Source organism: Paenibacillus sp. 1-8 (assembly GCF_056316205.1).
In genome coordinates, this window is sequence record NZ_CM149995.1 from 2,215,177 (window position 1) to 2,236,763 (window position 21,587).

Below are 21,587 nucleotides of genomic sequence, written 5' to 3' on the forward strand. Positions count from 1 at the left end.
GATGGGTAGAAAGCTGAAATGGGGAATTTTAGGCACTGCCGAGATTGCCAAAATTGCTGTAATTCCGGCGATTCAGCAATCCGAGCGCGGAGAAGTACTTGGAATTGCTAGTCGCAATGCGGATAAAGCCGCTGAGGCCGCCCAGGAGTTCGATATTCCAAAAAGCTATGGAAGCTACGAGGAATTGTTGGCTGATCCCGAAATCGGGGCGGTGTACATCCCGTTGCCGAACCATCTGCATGAAGAGTGGACGATCCGGGCCGCGGAAGCGGGGAAGCACGTTTTGTGTGAAAAACCATCCTCTCTTAGCTCAGCCGGGACAAGTCGCATGATTGAAGCATGTAAAAGCGCAGGAGTCATCTTCGCAGAAGCCTTCATGTATCGCTATCATCCAAAACATCGGCGTATTAAGGAAATTATCAATAGTGGAGAAATCGGTGACATTCGCGGCATGCATTGCACATTTACATTCAACAATACCGATCAGGCAGATAATGTGCGTTTCAATAAAAGCATGGGCGGCGGCTCCTTATACGATGTGGGCGTATACCCGATTTCGGCAGCCCGCATGTATTTGGATCGGGAGCCCGAGGCCGTAACTGTGCATGCTTTGTATTCCCCCGAGCATGACAATGTTGATATGATGGCATCCGGCTTGCTGGAGTTTCCGGGCGGGGTGAACCTCACCTTCGATTGCGGCATGTGGGCAGCGAACCGTTCCAATATGGAGGTACTGGGGAGTAAAGGCACGATTGCGATGCCCAAAATGTTTGGCTGGGAAAGATCGTCTGTCGTACCACAAATTTTTGTTCATGTCGGTTCGGTTACACGGGAGGAACGACTTAAAGGCTTCAACTCCTTTGAGCTGCAAGCGGATGCTTTTGCCAAAGCGGTGCTTGATGGTGCACCGTTGCCATATGAACCCGAAGATGCGGTAAGCAATATGAAGGTGATCGACGCTTGTATCGAGTCGGCACGTAGCCGGAAGCGGGTAGAAATCGGATAAACCGGATAAGCGTGTTCTCGGAAAGCATCTAAAAAAGCAGCCTGTCACAGGGACAAGCTGCTTTTTTAGATGAAATGAATACATAGACATACAGAGAAGCGTGAAGCCTTCAACGATTACATATTTTCATCGTAGTCAGCAACATCGCGTTTGGCGGCTGTGGCAGGCGAGTTGGACGTACCGTATTCTTCCACCGCGTCCCACGCGCCCGCATCGTCAAACCGTCCTGCATTCCGCTGGCGAACCTCACCAGCACCCTTGGGCGGGGAAGTCATGACTTGCTCCTCAACAGGGCGGTCATTAGATAACTCGCGATTGGGAGTATGCTCGACCGTATAGGCCGTGTGCGGAATCGCCTGAAGGCGTTCAAAAGGAATTTCTTCGCCGCTTTTCACACATATGCCGTATGTCCCGTCCTTCATCCGTTGAAGGGCGGCATTGACCTGATCCAGCTCGCTTTCCAGCGAATCGTTAATGGCCAGATCACGGGACCGTTCAAAGGTTTCTGTCCCTACATCTGCCGGATGGTTATCATACGAAGATAGCTCCCCAGTGGAACCCGTCAGCGTTTCTCCCAGCTTGGAGTTTTCCTGACCATTTTGTTTAAAATGTTTTTCCAGATCCTTTTTCTGCTCCAGCAACATATGCTTCAGCTCAGCAAGCTGTGAATCGCTCAAATGGCTCATGATCATATCTCCCCTTTGTGGTCTGAATGAATCTGTACATACTGTGCGTATGCTCTTTTATACCCGTTCATCGGGGGAGGCAATCAGCAGAGACTTTTATTCCCAGCCTAGAATGTGATATAAAAAGAATAGTGTGTTAAGGAGGGAATAACCGATGGATGAACATATGAAGCGTCGTCTGGATAAGCAAAAGCAGTTGTTTAAGCAACTGGGGATTCAACTGGACGCGCTCTCCATTCATGAAAAACAGTTTAAAAATAAAATGCGCGGCTATGATCCGGACGAGGTGGACGCCTTTCTGGATGAAGTGATAAAGGATTATGAACGCTTCTATGCGAACATAGCAGACCTGATGGACAAGTGGCAGGAGCAGCAGGCAACCATACGTGATTTGAAAAACGCACCCAAGCCTGCAGCCGATTATAATGCACTTGACCGACGTCAGATGGAGGACATCGTTAAGCAACTGGAGTATAGCGTCCGCCAGCTAAAGGTGCGAGTACGCCCTGAAAATGACTATTTTCCGGAGTAAGGTGCAGTAAGCGCTGTGTCGGTGCCTCTCATTGTGGTATGATGGAACTATGCATATGTACACAAACATTAATGAGGCACACATATAAAGGTGGTTAACATGAGTACCCATTTTTCCGTTAGTATCCATTGTCTGCTTCTTCTGGCTGAAGGAGCACCGGAGCGGATGACTTCGACACTTGTCGCTTCCAGTATCAATACGAATCCGGTGGTTGTTAGAAGAATCATGAGCCGACTCAAGCAAGCCGATCTGGTTGATTCCTCACCAGGAGCACGGGGCTTTCGTCTGAGCATGTCCAGTTCAAATATTAATCTTAAAATGATATATGAAGCGACCAAAGACGACGGTCCGCTGTTCGCTATCCATAGTGACAGCAATCACAATTGCGAGGTAGGCAAGAACATCGACGTTTTGCTGGACGGATTATATACCGTAGCAGAGCAGAAAATACAGGCGTTTTTCGAGACGGTTACGCTGCGGGATCTGGAGCAGGCGCTTCAGCAGCGGGTTGGGCAGCAGAGTTCATCCGTGTAAAGACGCCGGTAAGGAGAATTGCTATGAAAATCATCGTACTTTCAGATACTCATATGCCGCACCGAGGCAAAGCACTTCCTAGTCGGCTTGTACAGGAGCTCAAAGGCAGCGACCTCATTCTCCATGCCGGAGACTGGACGGATTGGTTCGTATACGAAAGGCTATCCGAATTTGCACCTGTGCAAGGGATTGCCGGAAACAATGATGGAATAGACATCGTAGAGCGTCTGGGCTATCAAAGAATCGTTGAAGTCGAGGGCAAACGGATCGGCATGGTCCACGGTCACGGCTGGCGCGGCTCGACAGAGAATATCGCACTGAATACGTTTAAGGGAGAAACGCTGGATTGCCTGATTTACGGACATTCGCATATTCCGGTTGTCAAAAAGTTGGACGGACTGCTCGTCCTCAATCCCGGATCTCCGACAGACAAGCGCGGCGAGGACGAATATTCATTTATCGTGCTGACGATTGAAGCCGGGCAGATGGATGCACAGCTTGTTCTTTATCCAGATAAGCATGAATAAACCAACAACCGTTGATTAAAGGGGAAGCTATGGCTATTTTTGAATTGGAACCGATGAAGCATCATGTGTTGATCTGTAATGGGAGCACGTGTATGCGACATGAGGGAGAAGAAGTTACACAAGCAATTCGGGATGAAATCCGTGAACAAAACGCAGAAGCTTATATTCATACGACTAGAACTCGCTGTAATGGCCGTTGTCACGATGCTGCGGTTGTGATCGTATATCCTCAAGGGGACTGGTATGGTCAGATGACGCCTGCTGCGGGCACAGAACTGGTGCAGAAGCTTGTTCAGGAGAGAAGCTGAAACCACATCTTTTTCACACAACAAACTATAAATAAAAACGTGAGTAGAGAAAATCTTTGCGGAGATTTTCTTTTTTTTGCGTTTAATCTCTGACCTGAAAGGTAAAAGTATACTGTGGACACCAATCCGATAGGGAGGGAAGCGAAAATGACCCCATTTGACAATGACCTGCACCATCAGGAACAACCCGTAAATCGGGATCACGCTGAGCAGTATCCGACGGAGCAGGAGAGCTTGTTCGACCGATTTGAAAGTGAACAGACGGTAGACGCCATTCCCGTAGAGGATTTGAAGATGGAACGTCAGGAGGAAAAAGATAAGGATGTCACTAAGCATACCTCTTCCAGTGAGAAAAAATACAATGGCGGCCCATCATGAATCAAGGAACTGGTAATATTTAAAAATAAATCTCTTGACTTTAAGATAAATATAATATATATTTAGTTACGAAAAGTAATTAATTTTTCTCGGGAGGTAGCAAAAATGGCTAAAGATTTCTTCACAGCTCTGAAAGAAAGACGCTCCTATTACGGTATTAGCAAAGAACAAGTAATTTCCGACCAACGGATTCAAGAGATTGTAGAGGAAGCAGTTAAATATACACCTACCTCTTTCAACTCCCAAACTTCACGTGCAGTTGTACTGCTCGGAGAGCATCACGACAAACTGTGGAATATTGCAGAAAATATTTTGCGCGAAGTTGTAGGCAATGAAGAGCAATTTAAATCTACTGCTGAGAAAATGAACGGCTTCCGTAGCGGCTACGGTACTGTATTGTTCTTTGAAGACAACAATGTAGTGGCTGGATTGCAACAACAATTTGAAGCTTATGCGGACAACTTCCCAATCTGGTCTAACCAATCCAACGGCATGCTGCAATTGATTGTATGGACAGCTTTGGAGCAAGAAGGACTGGGCGCATCCCTTCAGCATTACAATCCTTTGATCGACGAAAAAGTGAAAAATGAATGGAACATTCCTGAGCATTGGAAATTGATTGCTGAATTGCCATTCGGTAAACCGACATTCCAACCAGGTGAAAAAGAATTCCAACCTGTTGAAGAACGCGTAAAAACATTTAAATAAGCCAGACGATGCAAACTTGATTCAGGTTTGGCCTGAACAGAGCACTGTGGATATCCACAGTGCTTTTTGCCATTCCATTTTTAAGGAGTGAGCTTCTGGATATGCTTTTTTCTTTTTTGTGAACGGGATGGTTCAGGGGTTAATTCAGGCGTAAGCGGGTGATGCTATGTTTAAATTTGCATGAGAGGGTTACCTAGGTGTTATTGATGAGGGAGGAAAAAATATATGACATACGATTGCATTATTGTTGGCGGAGGGATTGCCGGGCTGCAAGCAGCCATTCAATTGGGAAGATACAGCAGTCATCGGGTTCTGGTGATAGATTCGGGTTATGGTCGATCCACGTTGTGCCATCAGTATCATAATATTTTGGGCTTTCCTGACGGGATTTCAGGTGAAGAGCTGCGACGGCTTGGACGAAGTGAGGCCACGAAGCTAGGCACTGAATTCGTTGAAGGTAAGGCGGTAAAAGCCACCAAAAAAGATGAGCTTTTTGGCATTCAAGTGGAAGAGGGGACCGTGTATTCCTCAAAGACGCTGCTGCTGGCAACGGGGCTGACCGACCGCTTTCCAAAGCTGGACGGGCTTCTGGCCTGCTTGGGCAATAGCGTGTATATCTGCCCGGACTGTGACGGATACGAGGTTCAGGATCGCAGTACGGTCGTGATGGGGGCGGGAAAAGCCGGAGCTTCTATGGCTCTGATATTATCCGCGCGTACGGACCACCTGGTTTATGTGAACCATGAGCGTTCAGAGGTGCCGGACGAGCTGATGGAGAAGCTGCGCGAGAAAGGAATTGGATACAGGGAAGAATCCATTTCCAGAATCATGACCGGGGAACCGGGACATTTTGAAGGGGTTCGACTGGCTAATGGAGAGGTTGTTCGGGCGGAGCGAGGCTTTGTGGCGTTTGGAGGCAACCATGTCCATTCAGAGCTGGCGGAGCAGTTGGGCGTGCACTTGCTGGATAACAAGCATATTGAAACTCACCCCCGCAGCAAGATGACCAGTGTAGAAAATGTATGGGTAGCCGGAGATTTGGGGGCCCATGCCGAGCAAGCAACTGTCGCGATGGGAGAAGGAGCAATGTCAGCGATCTGGATACACAAAGTATTATCCGGTATAAAAACAAAAATACCGCAGATCTAGGAGCTGCGGTTTAAAACGGTGGACGTATACCTGTGTGAAGATGAAGACCGAACCGTTCCAATTGCTCGCTCATGCCATACTTGCGCAAAATTTCCGTTTGTTTGTTGCCGATGAGGTCAAAATGGGGATAGGGCTGACGCTGGTGAATATATTGGGGGTTCAATCCATTATTGCTGCACCATAAACGCAGCTTGTCCAAATTGGAACAACCCACCTTGGTTACGGTTGTAATACCTGGAAAGCGGTCATCCAGCCAGTAATGCGTCAGAAAACCAATTTCGCCGCGACTGACCTCTCTTTTCCAGGCAGAAAGCTCCTGTCGGTTAATACCAAACGCCATCAGTCTCATCCTTTCTTGGTTCGCTCCGAAATCATAAGCGGTCGGGTAGGTGTACCATTATGTATTATAGCCTATATTACGATTTCTAAAGGGTAACACAATAACAGGAGACTCTGACAATCTCCTGTTAGCGGTTAGAGCCATCTTTCGGCCCAGCTCTCTACGCCATTCAATGCATCACCGAGCTCTTTACCCTTGCGTGTCAGCGAATACTCGGTGCGCACGGGCCGCTCTGTAATGACATTGCGAAGGATCAGGCCACTAAGCTCTAGCTCCTTAATGCGTTCGGTCAGCATACGTTTGCTAAGATCAGGTATGGATACATGAATTTCACTGAATCGTTTGGGATGTTCCATCAAAGTATGAATGATGAGAGCGGTCCATTTTTTGCTGATGATCTGAAAGGACTGTTCCACCTTGCCGCACAAATGCTTAGGCTGCCTGTCGTCGCTCATCTGAATCCCCTCAATTTCATTGGTTGTTTTATATAGTATACTAAAAGTAACTCTATATACCAATAGTAACTATCTTGGTTTGTGTCAACCGTGACATTTTTAACAGTTTTTTCTCATACTTACGTTAATCATATCACAGAAAACGTTATCATTACAGGGAATAACGAAAGTTCACCATTTCGCTAAAATTTGATTGACTTGCCCCTTATTTTGGGTGTATTATGGGTTACGTTAATTCCTCAGGTAACTTTTAATAACCTCATCTTTTATAAAGGGAAGAAGGAATAATTCATGGATTCAATGACATTTGTCTTATTTGGAGCGACAGGGGATTTGGCTAAACGCAAAATCTACCCTGCCTTGTATAATTTGTTTGTAGAAGGTAAAATTCCGGCTTCCTTTTCTGTAATCGGTATGGGGCGTCGTGAAGTGGCTGACGAACAGTTTCAAAGTAACGTAGAGCAATCCATTAAAGATTTTTCCAGACACGTGAATGATGACCGTGCACAGATGGATCAGTTCTTGAGCGCTTTCCGCTACAGTGCATTGAACGTCAATCACCCGGAAGATTATAAAAAGCTGTTACAGCTTGCTGAGCAACGTGAAAATGACTTGGGAATTCCGGGGAACCGCATGTTTTACTTATCGGTGGCACCGGAATTTTTTGATGTGATTGCCCTCAACATCCGGGAAAGCGGTTTGGCTGAAACGAAGGGCTGGAAACGGCTTATTATCGAAAAACCATTCGGACATGATCTGGAATCGGCACGCGAGTTGAATGATCGCTTGAGCAGAACATTTGCCGAGGATGAAATTTATCGTATTGACCATTACCTGGGTAAGCCGATGGTGCAAAACCTGGAAGCCTTGAAATTTGCTAATCCATTGCTTCAGGGTGTGTGGAACAATCAATACATTGCCAATGTGCAAATTACCGCTTCCGAAACTGTAGGCGTCGAGGAACGCGCTGGTTATTACGATCACTCCGGAGCTATTCGGGACATGGTACAAAATCACATGCTGCAAGTGCTGATGATGGCGGCTATGAACAAGCCGGGACATGTAACGGCAGATCAGGTACGTGACGAAAAACGCAAGGTGATGGATGCGCTGCGTGCGCTCGATCCGTCCGACATTGCTTCCAGCGTGGTGAGAGGCCAATATACGAACGGTGAGATTAACGGAAAAGCAGTTCCTTCCTATAGAGAAGAACCGGACATTGGACCGGATTCGCAAAATGATACTTTCATCTCAGCTCGTCTGTGGATTGACAATGAGCAATGGTCAGGTGTGCCGTTCTATATTCGCACAGGCAAACGCATGAAGGAAAAATCCACACGTATCGTCGTGGAATTCAAAAAGGACAGCACAGACCCGTATGCAGCCCAAGGACAGCCATCCGAGCCGAACTTGCTTACGATTCATGTGAACCCGGATGAAAAAGTAACGCTGCGTCTGAACAGTAAGGACCCGCTGAACAACGGTCAACTGGAGACGGTGCTGATGAATTATACATCAGAGGCCAAGGATGTACCGGAAGCTTATGAGCGTCTGATCTTTGATGCGCTGCGCGGCGATTCCACCTTTTTCGCTCACTGGAATGAAGTTGAGCTTTCATGGATGTGGGTACAGCCTGTGCTGGAAGCTTTTGCTCGCGGAGAGGCTCCACTTCATACGTATGCAGCAGGCTCCTACGGTCCAGAGGCTTCTGACAAATTGCTGGAGGAGCAGGGCTTTACATGGTGGCTAGACCAAAAGTCCGAAACTTCTGAAAAAGCGGTTGTTCGTTCGTAAATATGTACACATCACTACATTGAACATATATTTTGCTACGGCAGGAGGCTTTTACAATGCAAGTTGGATTAATCGGTTTGGGAAAAATGGGCTTGAATCTCGGAAAAAACTTGATCGATCACAAGCATGAAGTTGTCGCGTATGACGTCAATGCAGCAGCGATTCAAGAAATGAAGGATTACGGTGCTACAGGTGCTTCCACACTGGAAGAGCTTGTGCAAACGACCCAAACCCCGAGAGTGCTGTGGATTATGGTTCCCCATCAATTTGTTGATTCCGTACTGGATCAGCTTCAACCGATTTTGTCCAAAGGGGACATTATTATTGAAGGTGGTAACTCTCATTACAAAGAGTCCATTGCCCGTCATGCTCGTCTGAAGGAATACGGCATCAGCTTCATGGATGCCGGAACCTCTGGCGGTATGGAAGGTGCACGCAGTGGCGCTTGTTACATGATCGGTGGCGACCCGGAAGCATGGGCGTTTGTTGAGCCTATTTTCCGGGATACAGCAGTGGAAAATGGTTATCTGTATGCAGGTAAATCCGGTAGCGGACATTTTCTCAAAATGGTTCACAACGGTGTGGAATACGGCATGATGGCCTCCATTGGTGAAGGCTTTGAAGTGCTGGAGAAAAGCAGCTTTGACTTCGATTATGAGCAAGTGGCGCGTGTTTGGAACAACGGTTCCGTTATTCGCTCTTGGCTGATGGGCTTGACCGAGCGTGCATTTTCCAAGGATGCAAATCTGGATGAAATCCGTGGGGTTATGCACTCTTCCGGCGAAGGTAAATGGACAGTTGAGGAAGCATTGGACATTCAGGCGGCAACTCCGGTTATCGCGTTATCCCTGCTGATGCGTTACCGTTCACTGGATGCAGATACGTTCAACGGTAAAGTCGTTGCCGCGCTGCGCAATGAATTTGGCGGTCACGCGGTAGAAAAGAAGTAATAACGATATAAGCTAGTATTTATCCCCGTAGCTTCACAACTGCGGGGATATTGCTATATGTTCTTGCCGGCGCTTTTTTGCTTTATGCATATTTTTCCTTGTATAACCGCACAATAGATGAAAAAGAAGGCGGAAGGATGAATAGCATATGTGCAAAAGGTTTTCGTTATCGGCTGATTTGGACGAGGTAAGGGATCATTTTGGCATACAACGGGTGATGTATTATTATAAAACGCGTTACAATATGAGCCCTACCCAGCATGTTCCCATCGTGCTGCATCAGGAGGGGGAACGGGTGCTAGATGAATTTCGCTGGGGATTTATCCCCTACTGGGGGAAGGATTGCGTCAATGCTGATTTGAATACAGTTCGAGTGAATCCGAGCTATCGCAAAATGGCCGAAACTCGGCGCTGTGTCATTCCTTGCAACGGTTTTTATTATTGGCGAAAGCTCGGTAAACGTATGTGCGCAGTGCGAGTGGTGCTGCCGGGACAGAAAATGTTTGCGGTCGCGGGATTGTATGAGGTATGGCAGGATAGCCGTAAGGAGCCGCTACGTACCTGTACGATGATGACGGTGCAGGCCAATTCGGATATTCGTGAATTTGACAGCCGTATGCCCGCCATTTTGGAATCTGCACATATGGATTCATGGCTGGACCCGTCCATAAAGAACATCGATGAGTTGCTACCGTTGCTGCGCACGTATGAACAGGGCGACATGAGCATCTATCCGGTGACCCCACTGGTCGCCAATGACGAACATGATAACCGCGAATGCATTCAGGAAATGGATTTGCAATGGTCCTGGATCAAGCCTTAAATGAATATGGAGATTTTTCATTCACTACAGATCATAAGCTTCCCGCCGCCTGCATAGGTATGTATTGGGGAACAAGCGTCATGATCCGGGGAGAGGGGAAACGGCCGAAGGAGTATCTCATATGGGATGGAGGCGATTGGAATGAGCAACGATACACTCATCCAACTGCTAGTGCTCATGGTGACGATCATCGGTCTGGTCCAAAACCGGTAAGTGGCAGGTTCCAGAAGGCGGGAGAATTGCCCTAGGCAATCTTCCGCTTTTTTCGTTTTCCTTTCAAGAGCGACAACAAGAGATTTTTTTACGTTAAAATGCTCGCAGATGGAGGGAGCTTGCGGTACAATAGATGCTAAGCTACAGGTGACAAGACACCTGAATATACGGCTATATACGATGCATTTTTAAGGGAGAGCGAATCATGAGTGAATTGACTTCATTACCACCATCCAAAAAGCGAAAGCTGCTGTTTAGCGCGGGACTCAGTTGGCTGTTTGATGCCATGGACGTGGGGCTGCTTTCGTTCATAGCCGCAGCGCTGGCTAAGGAGTGGCATTTGGGTTCAGAGCAGATTGGTCTGCTGACTGCGATGAATTCAATAGGGATGGTGTTTGGGGCCGCTTTAGCGGGGATTTTGGCTGATCGCTATGGCAGGCGCGCGATATTAGTGTGGACGCTGTTGATCTTTTCCATTGCAAGCGGCTTGTCGGCTTTGGCGACCGGGCTCGGTGTACTGCTGGTGCTGCGTTTTATTGCAGGCGTAGGCTTGGGAGGGGAACTGCCTGTGGCTTCGACGCTGGTGTCGGAATCGGTGCCGGTTCAGGAACGGGGAAAAGCGGTCGTTCTGTTGGAAAGCTTCTGGGCGGCGGGATGGATTCTTTCGGCGCTTATTGCCTATTTTGTTATTCCAAAGTACGGCTGGCAGATGGCCTTTATTCTCGGCGCAGTACCAGCCCTGTACGCTCTTTATTTACGCAAAGCGGTAGAGGATTCACCGCGATACAAGCAGCAGAGTGTCAAGCTTCCGCTGCGTGCAAGACTGGCTTCCATTTGGTCAGGGCCGAACCGCAAGTCCACGCTCATGCTGTGGATTTTATGGTTTACGGTTGTATTTTCCTATTACGGAATGTTTCTGTGGCTGCCAAGCATTATGTTTATGAAGGGCTTTGAGCTGGTTAAAAGCTTTGAGTACGTCCTGATCATGACGCTGGCGCAATTGCCAGGTTATTTTACTGCCGCATATCTGATTGAGAAGCTGGGCCGCAAATTCGTGCTGATCGTCTATTTACTGCTGACGGCCGTGTCCGCCATTTGGTTCGGTACCTCGGAAACGGCAGGAATGCTGCTGGCTGCTGGTATCTGCTTGTCCTTTTTCAATCTCGGTGCGTGGGGAGCGATGTATGCCTATACCCCGGAATTGTACCCGACAGCCGTCCGCTCTACCGGAGTGGGTATGGCGGCTGCGTTTGGCCGTATCGGTGGCGTGATCGGACCTTTCCTGGTCGGTATGCTGGTCGGACAGGGCATGGCGCTGCAATCTATCTTTGTGATTTTCTTCGTAGCGATCCTGATTGGAGCGGCGGCGGTATGGTTGCTCGGGACCGAAACGAAAAATCGGGAGATCGACTAACCTTTACATTCACCTGTGTAAAGATTCATAATACAAGAGAGAGGAGTGACCTGAAATGGAGCATACCTTTCTGCTCAAGGCAGACTGGAACGGGGGGCGCAACAGCGACGGTCATATTGAGGCCGGACAGCTGCGGACAGCGATTTCGATCCCGGCGGAGATGGGTGGTCCCGGTGTGGGCACCAATCCGGATGAAATGCTGCTAGGCGCTGCCGCGACCTGCTATTTGATTACATTGGCGGCGATGATGGAGCGCGCTGGTCTTCCGGTGGCTTCACTGGCACTGGAATCCGAAGGCATTGTTGATGTAACGAACAATATTTTTACATATCGTCGAATTATTCATCGTCCGCAAGTTCAATTGGCCGCCGATGCGACAGAATCGCAGATCGAACAGGCATTGCGACTGGCAGAGCAGGCAGAGAGCTCTTGCATGATCTCGCGTGCCGTAGCGGGAAATGTGGCTTTGTCTACAGTGCCCGTCGTGCAACGCGCCTCTTAGCGCTATTTGAACCAGGAGCAATCATTCCAATTGCCCATTATTTTTCTAATTCGAGGAGGACACAACCATGACAGCACAACAAAAATTGCTCGTATTCGCAGGCTCTTACGCCGAATTGGAAGGCAGCGGAGTTTATGCGTACACTTTTAATGAAGAAACAGGGGTTCTTACATTACAGGATGAGTTCTCCGGATTGAAAAATCCAACCTTCCTGAATGTGGACGTAAAGAACCGGAAGCTGTATTCCATTGGAGAAACGACTTCTGCTGCTGGAGCGAAGGTGGGCGAAGCTACTGCTTTTGAAATTGATCCGGTCAAGGGAACATTTACATTTCTTAACCGGGCGGAAAACGTTGGCGCAACAACCTGTCACATTCAGCGTGATCCATCCGATCGCTACCTGGTCGTAGTCAGCTACCACGGAGGTATGGTGGGACTGGTGTCTCTAACCGAGGATGGTCGTATCGGCGAGTTGCTGGATGTTAAACAGCATGAGGGCAAGGGAGCGCATCCTGAGCGTCAGGATCGTCCGCATCCACACTCCAGTTTCTTTAGCCCTGACGGTCGTTTCCTGTTCGTACAGGATCTCGGTCTGGATCTGATCCGTGTCTATACTATTGATGACAGCAAAGGACAACTGGTGCTTCATGGCGAAACGAAAACCCATGCAGGTGCAGGTCCACGTCACTTGACGTTCCACCCGAACGGTAAGTTTGCTTTTGTCATTAATGAGGTGGATTCTTCCATTACTTCTTTTGCGTATGACGCAGAAGCAGGCAAGCTTACTGAGCTTGAGAGCGTGCCTACATTGCCGTCTGATTTTACGGGCGAAAATACAACCGCTGAGATTGCTATTTCGGAGGATGGTGCTTATGTGTACGGTTCTAACCGTGGGCATGACAGCATCGTAGTGTTCGCTGTAGACGCTGCAACAGGCAAGCTGAGCCTGGTAGAGCATGTATCTGCCAAAGGCGAGCATCCGCGCCATTTTGCTCTGACTCCAAACGGAGATCATTTGCTGGTGGCAAACCGTGACACCAACAACATTGTTACGTTCAAAGTGGACAAGGCAAGCGGTCGCTTAACCTATACTGGACAACAAGTAACCGTGTCCAAGCCGGTATGCGTGCAGCCTTTTTACTTTTCTGTGTAAAAAGGGCGTTACGTCCTATATGATACTGGATGACTGAATAACGGTATGCGGTTAATGGCCGCTACGAGGACGGATCATTCTTCCGATCGCTGTTGCCCCCGGATTTCTTGATTATATGTTCAAGGATAGAAATCCGGGGACAAAGGCGAACGCTAACGCTTCTTCAGAACGATTTCGTCCTCTCCGCTGCTTTTATGCTTCTGGGCAACTGTTCATAGAAAATTCTTGAGAATTACGGTCTGTAGGTAAACCTACGGCCGTTTTTCTTTTTATGGCTGGTTATTTTTATAGAAGTCATTGCTTTGGAAATAATCTAAAATTTTAAGGTTACAAATAAGAAACGAATAATCTCGACAGGAAAAGGGTACATATGTTATAAGCGGGACAAGAATCCCTTGGGCGAATCTAAGACAAGTATTGCAAATTCAACATAAGTTTTAGAAGTTTCTTAAACAAAAGTATACATTTTGGAGAAGCAACGGTCTGTTCATATCGGAAGTTTTGCTCATAGTGTGGCAGGGATAAGTTGAGTAACGAAGCGGGCAGATGGATTTCGGAGAAGCGATAGCGTTCGCCTTTGGAACCAGATTTTAACCATTTAAATATAATGAAAAAATCAGGCTTCAACAGCGACCGGAGAAACCATCTGTTTGCGTAGTGGGCTCACAGACCGATAAGAGTATACAAAGGAGGGATTCACATGAAAATTATCATTACACAAAAGGAAGCCGCCGACAAAGGAATCTGGACAGAGATCATGGGAATGTTCGCTGTAACCAAAGAGGACGAGGTATGGCAAAATGAAGAGTTTATTCTCACCGAAGAACAGGCACGTCAGGTCGGATTGATCAAATAATAAGGCGTAAATAGGACATGCAAGCAAGTTTTAAGACCAAGTCTTAAAAAATCGTAACTTCTTTTTACGTATCTGATACACTTTTTAACCTTACAACGTTTATAGTAAGTGCATAAGGGTAATGAAGCTTACAGACACCGTGTACATACCCTAACGGTAAGGAGAGATCAGACATGATGAAACTAGCTTCGAAATGGACCGTATTGGCTTTAATGATGATGCTGATTACGACGGCAGGGGCAACAGCACAAGGCTACACGCCAGTAGCACCTGCTGAAAATCAGGAGACCGTTTATATAAACCAAATGGAGATCCGTAACGGACAAATCTATTTGTCGGCTGACCCGATTGAATGGTATGAAGGTGCGGCAGCAGATAAGGCATTTTTGGAGCATGAAGGAAACACAGGGTTGAACGGAGCACCGGATGGCTACTATATCGTAAATAATTCCGTGCAAAATGACGTGTATCAGGTTGCGCCAGATGCTTCGGTAGAGGTGCAAATTTATGATCATACAGGTCATATAGAAGATACAGATGTGAAATGGAACGAATCGATCCCTCTGGCACAGTTTGAAAAAGATTTTGCAAAAAAAGATGTACTGGATCTCAGTCAATTTCCATACCATGTTACGCTGCGTGACGGTAGGGTCGTTAAAATCGTGCAGCAGTTTATTCCTTAACATACCAGGTATTGCATAACAAACACGTGCTTTTCACTTGATTCATATCAGGGGAGCACGTGTTTTTCATACTTTATAACAAAAAAAAGAGATATCCATCCCTGCTAGGGGGCGAATATCCTCTTCTGCTCATATATATGGATTTAGAAGGATTTTGCAGCTTCTGTTGCACTTTGTACAGCAGCTTCAACAATGGCTTGTGCTTGATCTGGAGCTTGGTTATGTCCTTCCAGTACAACGTTCACGATGTCTTTCACACCGAAGAAGGATAAGATATTGCTCATGTAGTTCAAAGACATTTCAGCAGCAGCAGCAGGCCCTTCGGAATAAACGCCGCCTCTTGCATTCAACAGCACTACTTTAGTTTCAGTTACCAGACCAACTGGACCCTCAGCAGTGTATTTGAATGTTTTACCAGCTTGGTTCAAGTAGTCAATGTACGTATGCAGTACAGCTGGAATCGTCATGTTCCAAAGCGGGAAAGCGAATACGACTTTGTCTGCTGCCAGGAATTGATCCAAATAGCCGTTAGCAATATTTGCCAGGCGAGCTTCTTCTGCGTTCAACTCCAAGCCTCTAGCGGATTTGAACGTGCCGTTAATCATGTTGGCGTTCAAATAAGGAAGCTCGACGGAGAACAGATCCAGTTCAGTGATTTCATCAGATGGATGGGAAGCTTTGTAGCTTTCCGCGAAGGCGTTATACAGTTTAACGGTTGCGGATTCTTCGGCTGTACGATCATTAGCTTTGACAAATAATACTTTAGACATGGTTTATTTCCCCCTAAGTAAGTTCAGTAAGTAAGTTACCTCGTAATATTACAATATAAAGATAATATTAGTCAACACTTTTATATTAAATTTATTTTAAAAAGCTACTTTATTTTTTACACTGTAAAATTTATGTGTTTCTTTTGCAAAATATCTGTTTTGCGGTAAAATTTAAATATGAGCCGATTAGAAGAATGGATTCAATAGGTGAAAAATGAAATTACCATGTAGTCAGTAGGATAGGCACAACAGATGAACGAAAAAGGTGAGTAGCTTGAAGATTGGTTTTTTTGATTCAGGATTGGGTGGAATTACGGTATTATCTGAGGCCTTACGACGGCTGCCAAACGAAAATTTTGTATACTTGGCGGATACGCTTCACGTTCCTTACGGGACGAAAACACCGCAAGAGGTATGTGGATACGTCAAGGCTTCGGTACAAACTATTTTAAAAGAGGACGTAAAAGCGCTGGTCATTGCCTGCAATACAGCCACGAGTATCGCGGTTGCGGAGCTGAGAAATGAATACCAGATTCCGATCATTGGCATGGAGCCGGCCGTGAAGCCTGCGGTAGAGATGAATCGAGCGAATGGTAAAAGAGTGCTAGTGTTAGCCACGCCGTTGACGTTAAAGCAATCCGGTTATGCAGCACTGGTGTCCAGAGTCGACGATCATGGAAGTGTGGATTCGTTGCCTTTGCCTGAGCTGGTACAATTTTGTGAGCAGTTAAATTTTGACCGGACAGAAATGGCCGAATATTTTAACTGTAAGCTGGCTGCATTCGATCTGGACTTATACGGTACGGTCGTTTTGGGATGTACCCACTATCCTTTTTATAAAGAGATCTTGAAGGGGCTGCTTCCTTCCCATATTCAGCTAATCGACGGAAGTCAGGGAACAGTCAGACGGTTAAAACAGGTGTTGTCTGATCGTAATTTGCTGGCATCTCCGGCAAAAGCAGGTCAATCGCAGGAGGGACACATTACGTTCCTGTGTACCAGTCAGGATGCGGACTATGTCCATAAAATGGAGCGTGCGCTTGAAATTTATGCGGAGCATGAGAAGATTTCTTTTTAAAGTAGGTGCGGCTGGCGAACGGATTGAGTCATAGCGATGAATTCCAGCGCCAGTCGCGTAGCAGATTAAAGACATAGAGGGGGCTTTTGATGGACGTTCAACTGATCCTAAAGGAGCTTCATGAAGCAGGTGTACTTGATACTTGAAGGTCATGTGCAAGAACTCAAGCCCTTGACTGGAGGAACTTCAAGCGAAGTGATTGCCGTCATGGACGGAGCTGATCGCACACTACAAGCCTCTGGGAGAGGAACGTCATTATGGTTATCCAGACCATCCGTTTGTGGAATGGAGAGATTTTCTGCTGCACAGGACGAAGGAATCCTTATATGATCTGATATACGTCTTTTGCTCGAATATGAGTATACAAGGATGGAATCATATTTGCTTTTAATTCATCATTCCTATACGCATATTGCATTTTCGGTAGCGGAAGCGGATTTTGAGGATATGCTTAACAAGCTGAGGGCCTTCAATGTCACAATTTTGCCCGGACGAGAGCGGAATGAACAGGACAAAAGGTCAGTCTATTTTACAGATCCGGACGGACATAAGTTTGAATTCCACACAAGACAATTGCAGGATCGTCTGGAATATTATAAAAATGAGAAGAAGCACATGACTTTTTATGATTGAGTAAGCGGTATCCATAATAATGTCTGAGTATACACAGGGTTCTCATCCGGGAGGAATACAGAAGTATGTCACTTTCGCAGGAAAGCGGCTCCAAGCAAGCGCAAGTCGTTAAAACGATGACGGTTTTTGCAATCACTTGGCCGATCTTTATAGAAATGCTGTTTCATATTTTGATGGGTAGCGTGGATACATTCATGCTGAGCCACGTGTCGGACGAGGTTGTGTCGGCGGTGGGTGTGTCGAGACAGTTGATTGAATTTACGATTATTTTGTTCAATCTGCTTGGTCTTGGAGTAGGTGTCATCATCGCTCAACTATTGGGTGCACAAAAGCATGTGGATGCGAGCCGTGTTACGGCCTCGGCCCTGACCTTTAATCTGGTATTCGGTCTGGCGCTGAGTTTGATGTTTATCGTGAGCCGGGATTTTCTGCTGTCCTTTTACCATATTACCCCGACGATTAAGGAAAATGCCGAGATTTATATGATGCTGGCAGGGGGCTCGCTGTTTCTGGAAGCGCTTATGCTAACCGCAGGTCCGGTTATTCGCTCTCATGGTTTTACCAAAGACACGATGGTTGTGGGCATTGGTATGAATATTTTGCATATTGTGGGGAATGCGCTGCTGATTTACGGCTGGTTTGGTCTGCCGCAAATGGGCGTGGCAGGAGCAGCGATTTCAACGGTGATTAGTCGTGCTGTAGCCTGTGTCTGGATTTTTATTCTGTTATACAAACGTGTAAGTGCGCCGATCCGTATCAAGTATTATGTACAGCTTCAATGGAGCAAGCTGGTGGCCATCCTGAAAATCGGCATTCCGGCTGGACTGGAATGGTTGTCTTATCAGCTCAGCCAAATGATGGTGACCCGGTTTGTCAGCTTCATGGGGACAACGGCGATTGCTACTCATTTTTATACGAATACGATTGTGTACTTTTTTATGGTGTTCGGAATGGCAGTGGGTGAGGGGACGGAAATTATTGTTGCTCGCCTGATAGGTGCAGGAGATAAGGAAAAGGCGTATCACCAACTGCTGCGCAGCCTGAAATGGTCGCTGGTCATTACGATTGCGGTGATCGTGGTGGTATCCTTTTTCCGGTATGAAGTGATGGCGATCTTTACGGATGAGCCGGCGATTATTCAACTGGGAGCAGCGATTTTGCTGTTCTGTATTTTGCTGGAGCCGGGCCGTGTGTTCAATCATGTCGTCATTAACTCCTTGCGGGCAGCGGGGGATGTACAGTTTCCGTTGATGATGGCGATCATCTCGATGTGGGGGATCAAAATCCCGTTGGCGTATGTGCTGGGCATTCATCTGGGATATGGTGTGCTTGGGGTGTGGATTGCACATGCCTGCGATGAGTGGGTACGAGGCATTTTCCACTACCTGCGCTGGAAAGGTCGGAAGTGGCAGCACAAGTCGCTGTTGTCCAAGGCTGAACTTCAAGCGGATTCGTTGTCAGGCTGACACTCGAAGCTGTAGTTTCTCAGGCACCTCTATACATAGGCATTCTCCATGGATATGGGGGATGTCTATTTTTTCACAAAAATAAGCAAAAAGGGATGTTCAAACTTTTCAAAAATTGCTAGAATATAGTAACCTCGAACAAGAGTTTCAGTAGAGGTTTTCAAAGTTTCGGTTTTGAAAGTTTTGGTTTTGAAAGTTTCAAAGACGGATGGTTTCCGATTGAATCCATGAAGGAGGGAATAGGATGGAACGTAAAGTGCATATCATTCCTTACCAAGTGATCAAGCAGGAGCAACAGGTGAATGAAATACCGCGAGGGGTGGAACTGGTTCAGGCCCCTGCGGTGTGGAGCCAGACCCGAGGCCAGGGAGTGAAGGTTGCTGTGCTGGATACGGGCTGTGATGCGGACCATCCTGATTTGAAGGAACGCATTATTGGTGGCCGGAACTTCACAGATGATGATGACAGTGATCCGAATATTTTCACGGATTACAACGGTCACGGTACGCATGTGGCGGGTACAATCGCGGCAGCAGAAAATGAGGATGGTGTGGTGGGTGTGGCCCCGGAGGCGGATTTGCTCATTATCAAGGTGCTGAACAAGCAAGGTTCCGGTCAATACGACTGGATCATTCAGGGCATTCATTATGCGATTGAACAAAAGGCAGACATCATTTCTATGTCGCTTGGTGGTCCCGAGGATGTGCCTGAGCTGCATGAAGCGGTACAGAAGGCGGTAGCGAACCAAATTTTGGTCGTCTGCGCAGCGGGTAATGAAGGAGACGGTGACAACAGGACGGACGAGTTGGGCTATCCCGGCTGCTATAATGAGGTGATCAGTGTAGGTGCTGTGAACTTTGACAGATATGCTTCCGATTTCAGCAACTCCAATAATGAGGTAGATTTGGTTGCGCCGGGGGAAGATATTTTGTCTACCGTTCCGGGCGGCCAATATGCGACCTTCAGCGGTACTTCAATGGCTACCCCGCATGTAGCGGGTGCTTTGGCGCTGATTAAGCAGTTGGCGAACGCGAGCTTTGAGCGGAATCTCACCGAACCGGAGCTATACGCCCAACTGATCAAACGTACCATTCCACTCGGTCATTCTGCTAAGCTGGAAGGCAATGGGCTGTTGTACTTGACAGCGGTGGAGGAGCTTTCCCGTATTTTCGACGCTCAGCGTGTAGCGGGGATATTGAGTGCAGGATCATAAAATGTTAAATAAGCCGTAACTACGGTTATATAGCGGTTCTCCTGAGGGGGAGCCGCTTTTTTGTGTTTCAGAATTAGATAAACCTTATTTACAGCGTGTTCAAATGTCGGGTAAGATGTATCTCAAAGACACGGGATGGATTAGAAGCGGAGGAACTGACCTGAACGATATTATTGCAAAAGCCAGCGAGCTAAGGCGCACAGGGCAGGCGGAGGAAGCGCGCAAGCTGTTATTGAAGGCATTGGAGCAGGAGCAGAATGATGCATGCAGGGCCTGTTAACGGAGCTGGCTGAAACCACCTCGGACTCGCCAACACAAGCGTACTCACGAGCGATTCAATATTATGCAGATAAGCTGGATCAGATTGAGACGTAAGTATGAAATGATGAGAAAAACAATAGATAATCATTATCGCGCATTTATTCGGAAGTGCATACTAAAAAAGATCGCAGCCAGAGAGCATCAAGTATCTCTTCTGGGCTGCGATCTTTGGTTTTTACTTGGGGTTGGCGGAGTGGCACGTCATGTACATTTCCAGTTCAATTTATATAGACTGTACCTTGTTGAATCATACACTGCGATTATTGCGCACCCTCGGTAACGGCGATTTCCTTCTCCAGATTTTCTCTGGACAGGTTGGCGGCCAAATAATCCGGTGTTTCGGGCAGGACGAGGTGCAGATTGGATTTTTGACAAACACGAATTGTGCACTTGTCGACAACAAAATCAAAGACATGCCCGCCTCCGGTGCGTTCGTCGTTAATAAAGTGCAAATGGAAACCGGCCACTCCAATTCCTTGAGCATACGCAGGTGTCCAAAACCCGGTAATCACGCCGGAAGCGTCGTTAAAGGAGAACGTGGGCTGTGATTTGGTCGCTTCGATAAAAGGCTTGTAAGGCTTCACCTGGTGAGGCACGGTGCGTGTCTTCACTTCACGAAAAGTGCCGTCCATACGGAAGGCATAGAACAGATTACGGCTTGGAAACAGCTTTAGCAGCAGGGCTTCCAGCTCTTCACGATGCATGGGACGATCAATAGTATATGTGAAATCTTCACGGAAAAAGGTGACGGTGGAAAAAGGTGTGGTTTCTTCCGGTTTTACGCGATGGGCCGTACCGTCTGGAAGCAAGTGATAGAATTCACCATCGAACGCGATCATCTCGCCATTCAGTTGATCAAAGGTACCAATTCCGAAATCCCCGTGCTTTTGCAACTCCTCAAAGGCAACAACTCCGTCATAAAGACCATCCAATAAAGCGAGCATGGTGGACGTTTGGTAAATATCATGATCAGTTTCTTGCTTGGTTTCCAGTCCTGCAACGGTCATGGCAATACACTTCCTTTTGTGATTGGATACATTTATTTTCTTTCTTTTTCAATAATAAACGTAAAATTTCAGTAAATAACATGGATAA

General features: G+C 47.0%; 26 protein-coding genes and 2 pseudogenes. 23 read left to right on the top strand and 5 right to left on the bottom strand.

From position 1 onward, the window contains the following. The first annotated feature begins 1 nt into the window (after position 1). On the top strand, positions 2–1,006 hold the full coding sequence (locus AC0WRU_RS10375) for a Gfo/Idh/MocA family protein (RefSeq protein ID WP_192510472.1): 1,005 nt from the start codon (positions 2–4) through the stop codon (positions 1,004–1,006). A gap of 116 nt (positions 1,007–1,122) precedes the next feature. On the opposite strand, the gene AC0WRU_RS10380 is transcribed toward AC0WRU_RS10375, so the two are convergent. Beyond that, entirely contained in the window at positions 1,123–1,692 is a 570-nt protein-coding gene (locus AC0WRU_RS10380; protein ID WP_025685616.1) for a TraR/DksA C4-type zinc finger protein, read from the bottom strand. A gap of 154 nt (positions 1,693–1,846) precedes the next feature. Between AC0WRU_RS10380 and AC0WRU_RS10385 the strand changes: the two genes are divergently transcribed. The 7 genes and pseudogenes from AC0WRU_RS10385 to AC0WRU_RS10415 all read left to right on the top strand — a co-directional run bounded on the left by AC0WRU_RS10385 (position 1,847) and on the right by AC0WRU_RS10415 (position 5,828). Then, on the top strand, positions 1,847–2,224 hold the full coding sequence (locus AC0WRU_RS10385) for a DivIVA domain-containing protein (RefSeq protein WP_476128206.1): 378 nt from the start codon (positions 1,847–1,849) through the stop codon (positions 2,222–2,224). A 99-nt stretch (positions 2,225–2,323) separates the two neighbouring features. Continuing rightward, positions 2,324–2,758, top strand: coding sequence for an Rrf2 family transcriptional regulator (locus AC0WRU_RS10390; protein ID WP_476128207.1), 435 nt, complete (start codon positions 2,324–2,326; stop codon positions 2,756–2,758). 23 nt (positions 2,759–2,781) lie between these two features. After that, on the top strand, positions 2,782–3,285 hold the full coding sequence (locus AC0WRU_RS10395; RefSeq protein WP_476128208.1) for a metallophosphoesterase family protein: 504 nt from the start codon (positions 2,782–2,784) through the stop codon (positions 3,283–3,285). A 29-nt stretch (positions 3,286–3,314) separates the two neighbouring features. Continuing rightward, positions 3,315–3,628: pseudogene (locus AC0WRU_RS10400) on the top strand ((2Fe-2S) ferredoxin domain-containing protein). A 112-nt stretch (positions 3,629–3,740) separates the two neighbouring features. Further along, positions 3,741–3,971, top strand: coding sequence for a hypothetical protein (locus tag AC0WRU_RS10405; RefSeq protein WP_025685612.1), 231 nt, complete (start codon positions 3,741–3,743; stop codon positions 3,969–3,971). A gap of 105 nt (positions 3,972–4,076) precedes the next feature. Then, complete coding sequence (locus AC0WRU_RS10410) at positions 4,077–4,679, top strand: nitroreductase family protein (RefSeq protein WP_025685611.1); 603 nt, start codon at positions 4,077–4,079, stop codon at positions 4,677–4,679. Positions 4,680–4,904: 225 nt separating this feature from the next. After that, on the top strand, positions 4,905–5,828 hold the full coding sequence (locus AC0WRU_RS10415; protein WP_476128209.1) for an NAD(P)/FAD-dependent oxidoreductase: 924 nt from the start codon (positions 4,905–4,907) through the stop codon (positions 5,826–5,828). A 10-nt stretch (positions 5,829–5,838) separates the two neighbouring features. Here the strand turns inward: AC0WRU_RS10415 and AC0WRU_RS10420 are convergent, their stop codons facing one another. After that, entirely contained in the window at positions 5,839–6,168 is a 330-nt protein-coding gene (locus AC0WRU_RS10420; RefSeq protein ID WP_476128210.1) for a hypothetical protein, read from the bottom strand. A gap of 134 nt (positions 6,169–6,302) precedes the next feature. Beyond that, positions 6,303–6,623, bottom strand: a complete 321-nt coding sequence (locus tag AC0WRU_RS10425) for a winged helix-turn-helix transcriptional regulator (RefSeq protein WP_025685608.1) — start codon at positions 6,621–6,623, stop codon at positions 6,303–6,305. Between the two features lie 291 nt (positions 6,624–6,914). On the opposite strand from AC0WRU_RS10425, the gene zwf reads away from it, so the two are divergent. The 9 genes from zwf to AC0WRU_RS10470 all read left to right on the top strand — a co-directional run bounded on the left by zwf (position 6,915) and on the right by AC0WRU_RS10470 (position 15,011). Continuing rightward, complete coding sequence (gene zwf / locus AC0WRU_RS10430) at positions 6,915–8,417, top strand: glucose-6-phosphate dehydrogenase (RefSeq protein WP_476128211.1); 1,503 nt, start codon at positions 6,915–6,917, stop codon at positions 8,415–8,417. A 56-nt stretch (positions 8,418–8,473) separates the two neighbouring features. Beyond that, positions 8,474–9,367, top strand: coding sequence for a phosphogluconate dehydrogenase (NAD(+)-dependent, decarboxylating) (gnd, locus tag AC0WRU_RS10435; RefSeq protein WP_476128212.1), 894 nt, complete (start codon positions 8,474–8,476; stop codon positions 9,365–9,367). Between the two features lie 148 nt (positions 9,368–9,515). Next, positions 9,516–10,190 carry an SOS response-associated peptidase gene (locus AC0WRU_RS10440; RefSeq protein ID WP_476128213.1) on the top strand — a complete coding sequence of 225 codons (675 nt, stop codon included), beginning with the start codon at positions 9,516–9,518 and terminating at the stop codon, positions 10,188–10,190. Next, a complete protein-coding gene (locus AC0WRU_RS10445; protein WP_025685604.1) occupies positions 10,169–10,438 on the top strand; it encodes a hypothetical protein in 270 nt (89 codons plus the stop codon). The genes AC0WRU_RS10440 and AC0WRU_RS10445 overlap by 22 nt, the downstream gene beginning before the upstream one ends. Positions 10,439–10,608: 170 nt before the next feature. Then, positions 10,609–11,817 carry an MFS transporter gene (locus AC0WRU_RS10450; protein WP_476128215.1) on the top strand — a complete coding sequence of 403 codons (1,209 nt, stop codon included), beginning with the start codon at positions 10,609–10,611 and terminating at the stop codon, positions 11,815–11,817. 55 nt (positions 11,818–11,872) lie between these two features. After that, complete coding sequence (locus AC0WRU_RS10455) at positions 11,873–12,319, top strand: OsmC family protein (protein WP_476128216.1); 447 nt, start codon at positions 11,873–11,875, stop codon at positions 12,317–12,319. Positions 12,320–12,386: 67 nt separating this feature from the next. Then, a complete protein-coding gene (locus tag AC0WRU_RS10460) occupies positions 12,387–13,472 on the top strand; it encodes a lactonase family protein (protein ID WP_476128217.1) in 1,086 nt (361 codons plus the stop codon). A gap of 700 nt (positions 13,473–14,172) precedes the next feature. Then, positions 14,173–14,328, top strand: a complete 156-nt coding sequence (locus AC0WRU_RS10465) for a hypothetical protein (RefSeq protein WP_170970838.1) — start codon at positions 14,173–14,175, stop codon at positions 14,326–14,328. Positions 14,329–14,501: 173 nt separating this feature from the next. Further along, positions 14,502–15,011: a hypothetical protein gene (locus AC0WRU_RS10470; RefSeq protein WP_476128218.1), complete on the top strand. Its 510-nt coding sequence runs from the start codon at positions 14,502–14,504 to the stop codon at positions 15,009–15,011. Positions 15,012–15,154: 143 nt separating this feature from the next. Here the strand turns inward: AC0WRU_RS10470 and AC0WRU_RS10475 are convergent, their stop codons facing one another. After that, a complete protein-coding gene (locus tag AC0WRU_RS10475; RefSeq protein ID WP_476128219.1) occupies positions 15,155–15,781 on the bottom strand; it encodes an FMN-dependent NADH-azoreductase in 627 nt (208 codons plus the stop codon). Positions 15,782–16,055: 274 nt separating this feature from the next. Between AC0WRU_RS10475 and murI the strand changes: the two genes are divergently transcribed. The 6 genes and pseudogenes from murI to AC0WRU_RS10505 all read left to right on the top strand — a co-directional run bounded on the left by murI (position 16,056) and on the right by AC0WRU_RS10505 (position 20,451). Continuing rightward, entirely contained in the window at positions 16,056–16,859 is an 804-nt protein-coding gene (murI, locus tag AC0WRU_RS10480; RefSeq protein WP_476128220.1) for a glutamate racemase, read from the top strand. Positions 16,860–16,979: 120 nt separating this feature from the next. Continuing rightward, entirely contained in the window at positions 16,980–17,189 is a 210-nt protein-coding gene (locus AC0WRU_RS10485; protein WP_476128221.1) for a hypothetical protein, read from the top strand. A gap of 60 nt (positions 17,190–17,249) precedes the next feature. Continuing rightward, a pseudogene (locus AC0WRU_RS10490) lies at positions 17,250–17,492 on the top strand (VOC family protein); the annotation flags it as partial. 65 nt (positions 17,493–17,557) lie between these two features. Beyond that, positions 17,558–18,958 carry an MATE family efflux transporter gene (locus AC0WRU_RS10495; protein WP_476128222.1) on the top strand — a complete coding sequence of 467 codons (1,401 nt, stop codon included), beginning with the start codon at positions 17,558–17,560 and terminating at the stop codon, positions 18,956–18,958. A 244-nt stretch (positions 18,959–19,202) separates the two neighbouring features. After that, positions 19,203–20,171: a S8 family peptidase gene (locus AC0WRU_RS10500; RefSeq protein ID WP_476128223.1), complete on the top strand. Its 969-nt coding sequence runs from the start codon at positions 19,203–19,205 to the stop codon at positions 20,169–20,171. A 103-nt stretch (positions 20,172–20,274) separates the two neighbouring features. Beyond that, positions 20,275–20,451 carry a hypothetical protein gene (locus AC0WRU_RS10505; RefSeq protein ID WP_476128224.1) on the top strand — a complete coding sequence of 59 codons (177 nt, stop codon included), beginning with the start codon at positions 20,275–20,277 and terminating at the stop codon, positions 20,449–20,451. A gap of 301 nt (positions 20,452–20,752) precedes the next feature. Here the strand turns inward: AC0WRU_RS10505 and budA are convergent, their stop codons facing one another. Further along, positions 20,753–21,499 (bottom strand): acetolactate decarboxylase, encoded by a 747-nt coding sequence (budA, locus tag AC0WRU_RS10510; RefSeq protein ID WP_025685575.1) that lies wholly within the window; start codon positions 21,497–21,499, stop codon positions 20,753–20,755. Positions 21,500–21,587 lie beyond the last annotated feature (88 nt).

Excerpts from the sequence above, each read along its gene's own strand:
- AC0WRU_RS10470 (WP_476128218.1), top strand. The coding sequence starts at position 14,502 with ATGATGAAACTAGCTTCGAAATGGACCGTATTGGCTTTAATGATGATG.
- AC0WRU_RS10445 (WP_025685604.1), top strand. The coding sequence starts at position 10,169 with ATGGTCCTGGATCAAGCCTTAAATGAATATGGAGATTTTTCATTCACT.
- AC0WRU_RS10440 (WP_476128213.1), top strand. The coding sequence starts at position 9,516 with ATGTGCAAAAGGTTTTCGTTATCGGCTGATTTGGACGAGGTAAGGGAT.
- AC0WRU_RS10425 (WP_025685608.1), bottom strand. The coding sequence starts at position 6,623 with ATGAGCGACGACAGGCAGCCTAAGCATTTGTGCGGCAAGGTGGAACAG.
- zwf (WP_476128211.1), top strand. The coding sequence starts at position 6,915 with ATGGATTCAATGACATTTGTCTTATTTGGAGCGACAGGGGATTTGGCT.
- AC0WRU_RS10465 (WP_170970838.1), top strand. The coding sequence starts at position 14,173 with ATGAAAATTATCATTACACAAAAGGAAGCCGCCGACAAAGGAATCTGG.
- AC0WRU_RS10455 (WP_476128216.1), top strand. The coding sequence starts at position 11,873 with ATGGAGCATACCTTTCTGCTCAAGGCAGACTGGAACGGGGGGCGCAAC.
- AC0WRU_RS10410 (WP_025685611.1), top strand. The coding sequence starts at position 4,077 with ATGGCTAAAGATTTCTTCACAGCTCTGAAAGAAAGACGCTCCTATTAC.
- AC0WRU_RS10500 (WP_476128223.1), top strand. The coding sequence starts at position 19,203 with ATGGAACGTAAAGTGCATATCATTCCTTACCAAGTGATCAAGCAGGAG.
- gnd (WP_476128212.1), top strand. The coding sequence starts at position 8,474 with ATGCAAGTTGGATTAATCGGTTTGGGAAAAATGGGCTTGAATCTCGGA.
- AC0WRU_RS10380 (WP_025685616.1), bottom strand. The coding sequence starts at position 1,692 with ATGAGCCATTTGAGCGATTCACAGCTTGCTGAGCTGAAGCATATGTTG.
- AC0WRU_RS10460 (WP_476128217.1), top strand. The coding sequence starts at position 12,387 with ATGACAGCACAACAAAAATTGCTCGTATTCGCAGGCTCTTACGCCGAA.
- AC0WRU_RS10395 (WP_476128208.1), top strand. The coding sequence starts at position 2,782 with ATGAAAATCATCGTACTTTCAGATACTCATATGCCGCACCGAGGCAAA.
- AC0WRU_RS10375 (WP_192510472.1), top strand. The coding sequence starts at position 2 with ATGGGTAGAAAGCTGAAATGGGGAATTTTAGGCACTGCCGAGATTGCC.
- AC0WRU_RS10495 (WP_476128222.1), top strand. The coding sequence starts at position 17,558 with ATGTCACTTTCGCAGGAAAGCGGCTCCAAGCAAGCGCAAGTCGTTAAA.
- AC0WRU_RS10420 (WP_476128210.1), bottom strand. The coding sequence starts at position 6,168 with ATGGCGTTTGGTATTAACCGACAGGAGCTTTCTGCCTGGAAAAGAGAG.
- AC0WRU_RS10385 (WP_476128206.1), top strand. The coding sequence starts at position 1,847 with ATGGATGAACATATGAAGCGTCGTCTGGATAAGCAAAAGCAGTTGTTT.
- budA (WP_025685575.1), bottom strand. The coding sequence starts at position 21,499 with ATGACCGTTGCAGGACTGGAAACCAAGCAAGAAACTGATCATGATATT.
- AC0WRU_RS10390 (WP_476128207.1), top strand. The coding sequence starts at position 2,324 with ATGAGTACCCATTTTTCCGTTAGTATCCATTGTCTGCTTCTTCTGGCT.
- AC0WRU_RS10415 (WP_476128209.1), top strand. The coding sequence starts at position 4,905 with ATGACATACGATTGCATTATTGTTGGCGGAGGGATTGCCGGGCTGCAA.
- AC0WRU_RS10475 (WP_476128219.1), bottom strand. The coding sequence starts at position 15,781 with ATGTCTAAAGTATTATTTGTCAAAGCTAATGATCGTACAGCCGAAGAA.
- AC0WRU_RS10405 (WP_025685612.1), top strand. The coding sequence starts at position 3,741 with ATGACCCCATTTGACAATGACCTGCACCATCAGGAACAACCCGTAAAT.
- AC0WRU_RS10450 (WP_476128215.1), top strand. The coding sequence starts at position 10,609 with ATGAGTGAATTGACTTCATTACCACCATCCAAAAAGCGAAAGCTGCTG.
- AC0WRU_RS10505 (WP_476128224.1), top strand. The coding sequence starts at position 20,275 with ATGTCGGGTAAGATGTATCTCAAAGACACGGGATGGATTAGAAGCGGA.
- AC0WRU_RS10485 (WP_476128221.1), top strand. The coding sequence starts at position 16,980 with ATGAAGCAGGTGTACTTGATACTTGAAGGTCATGTGCAAGAACTCAAG.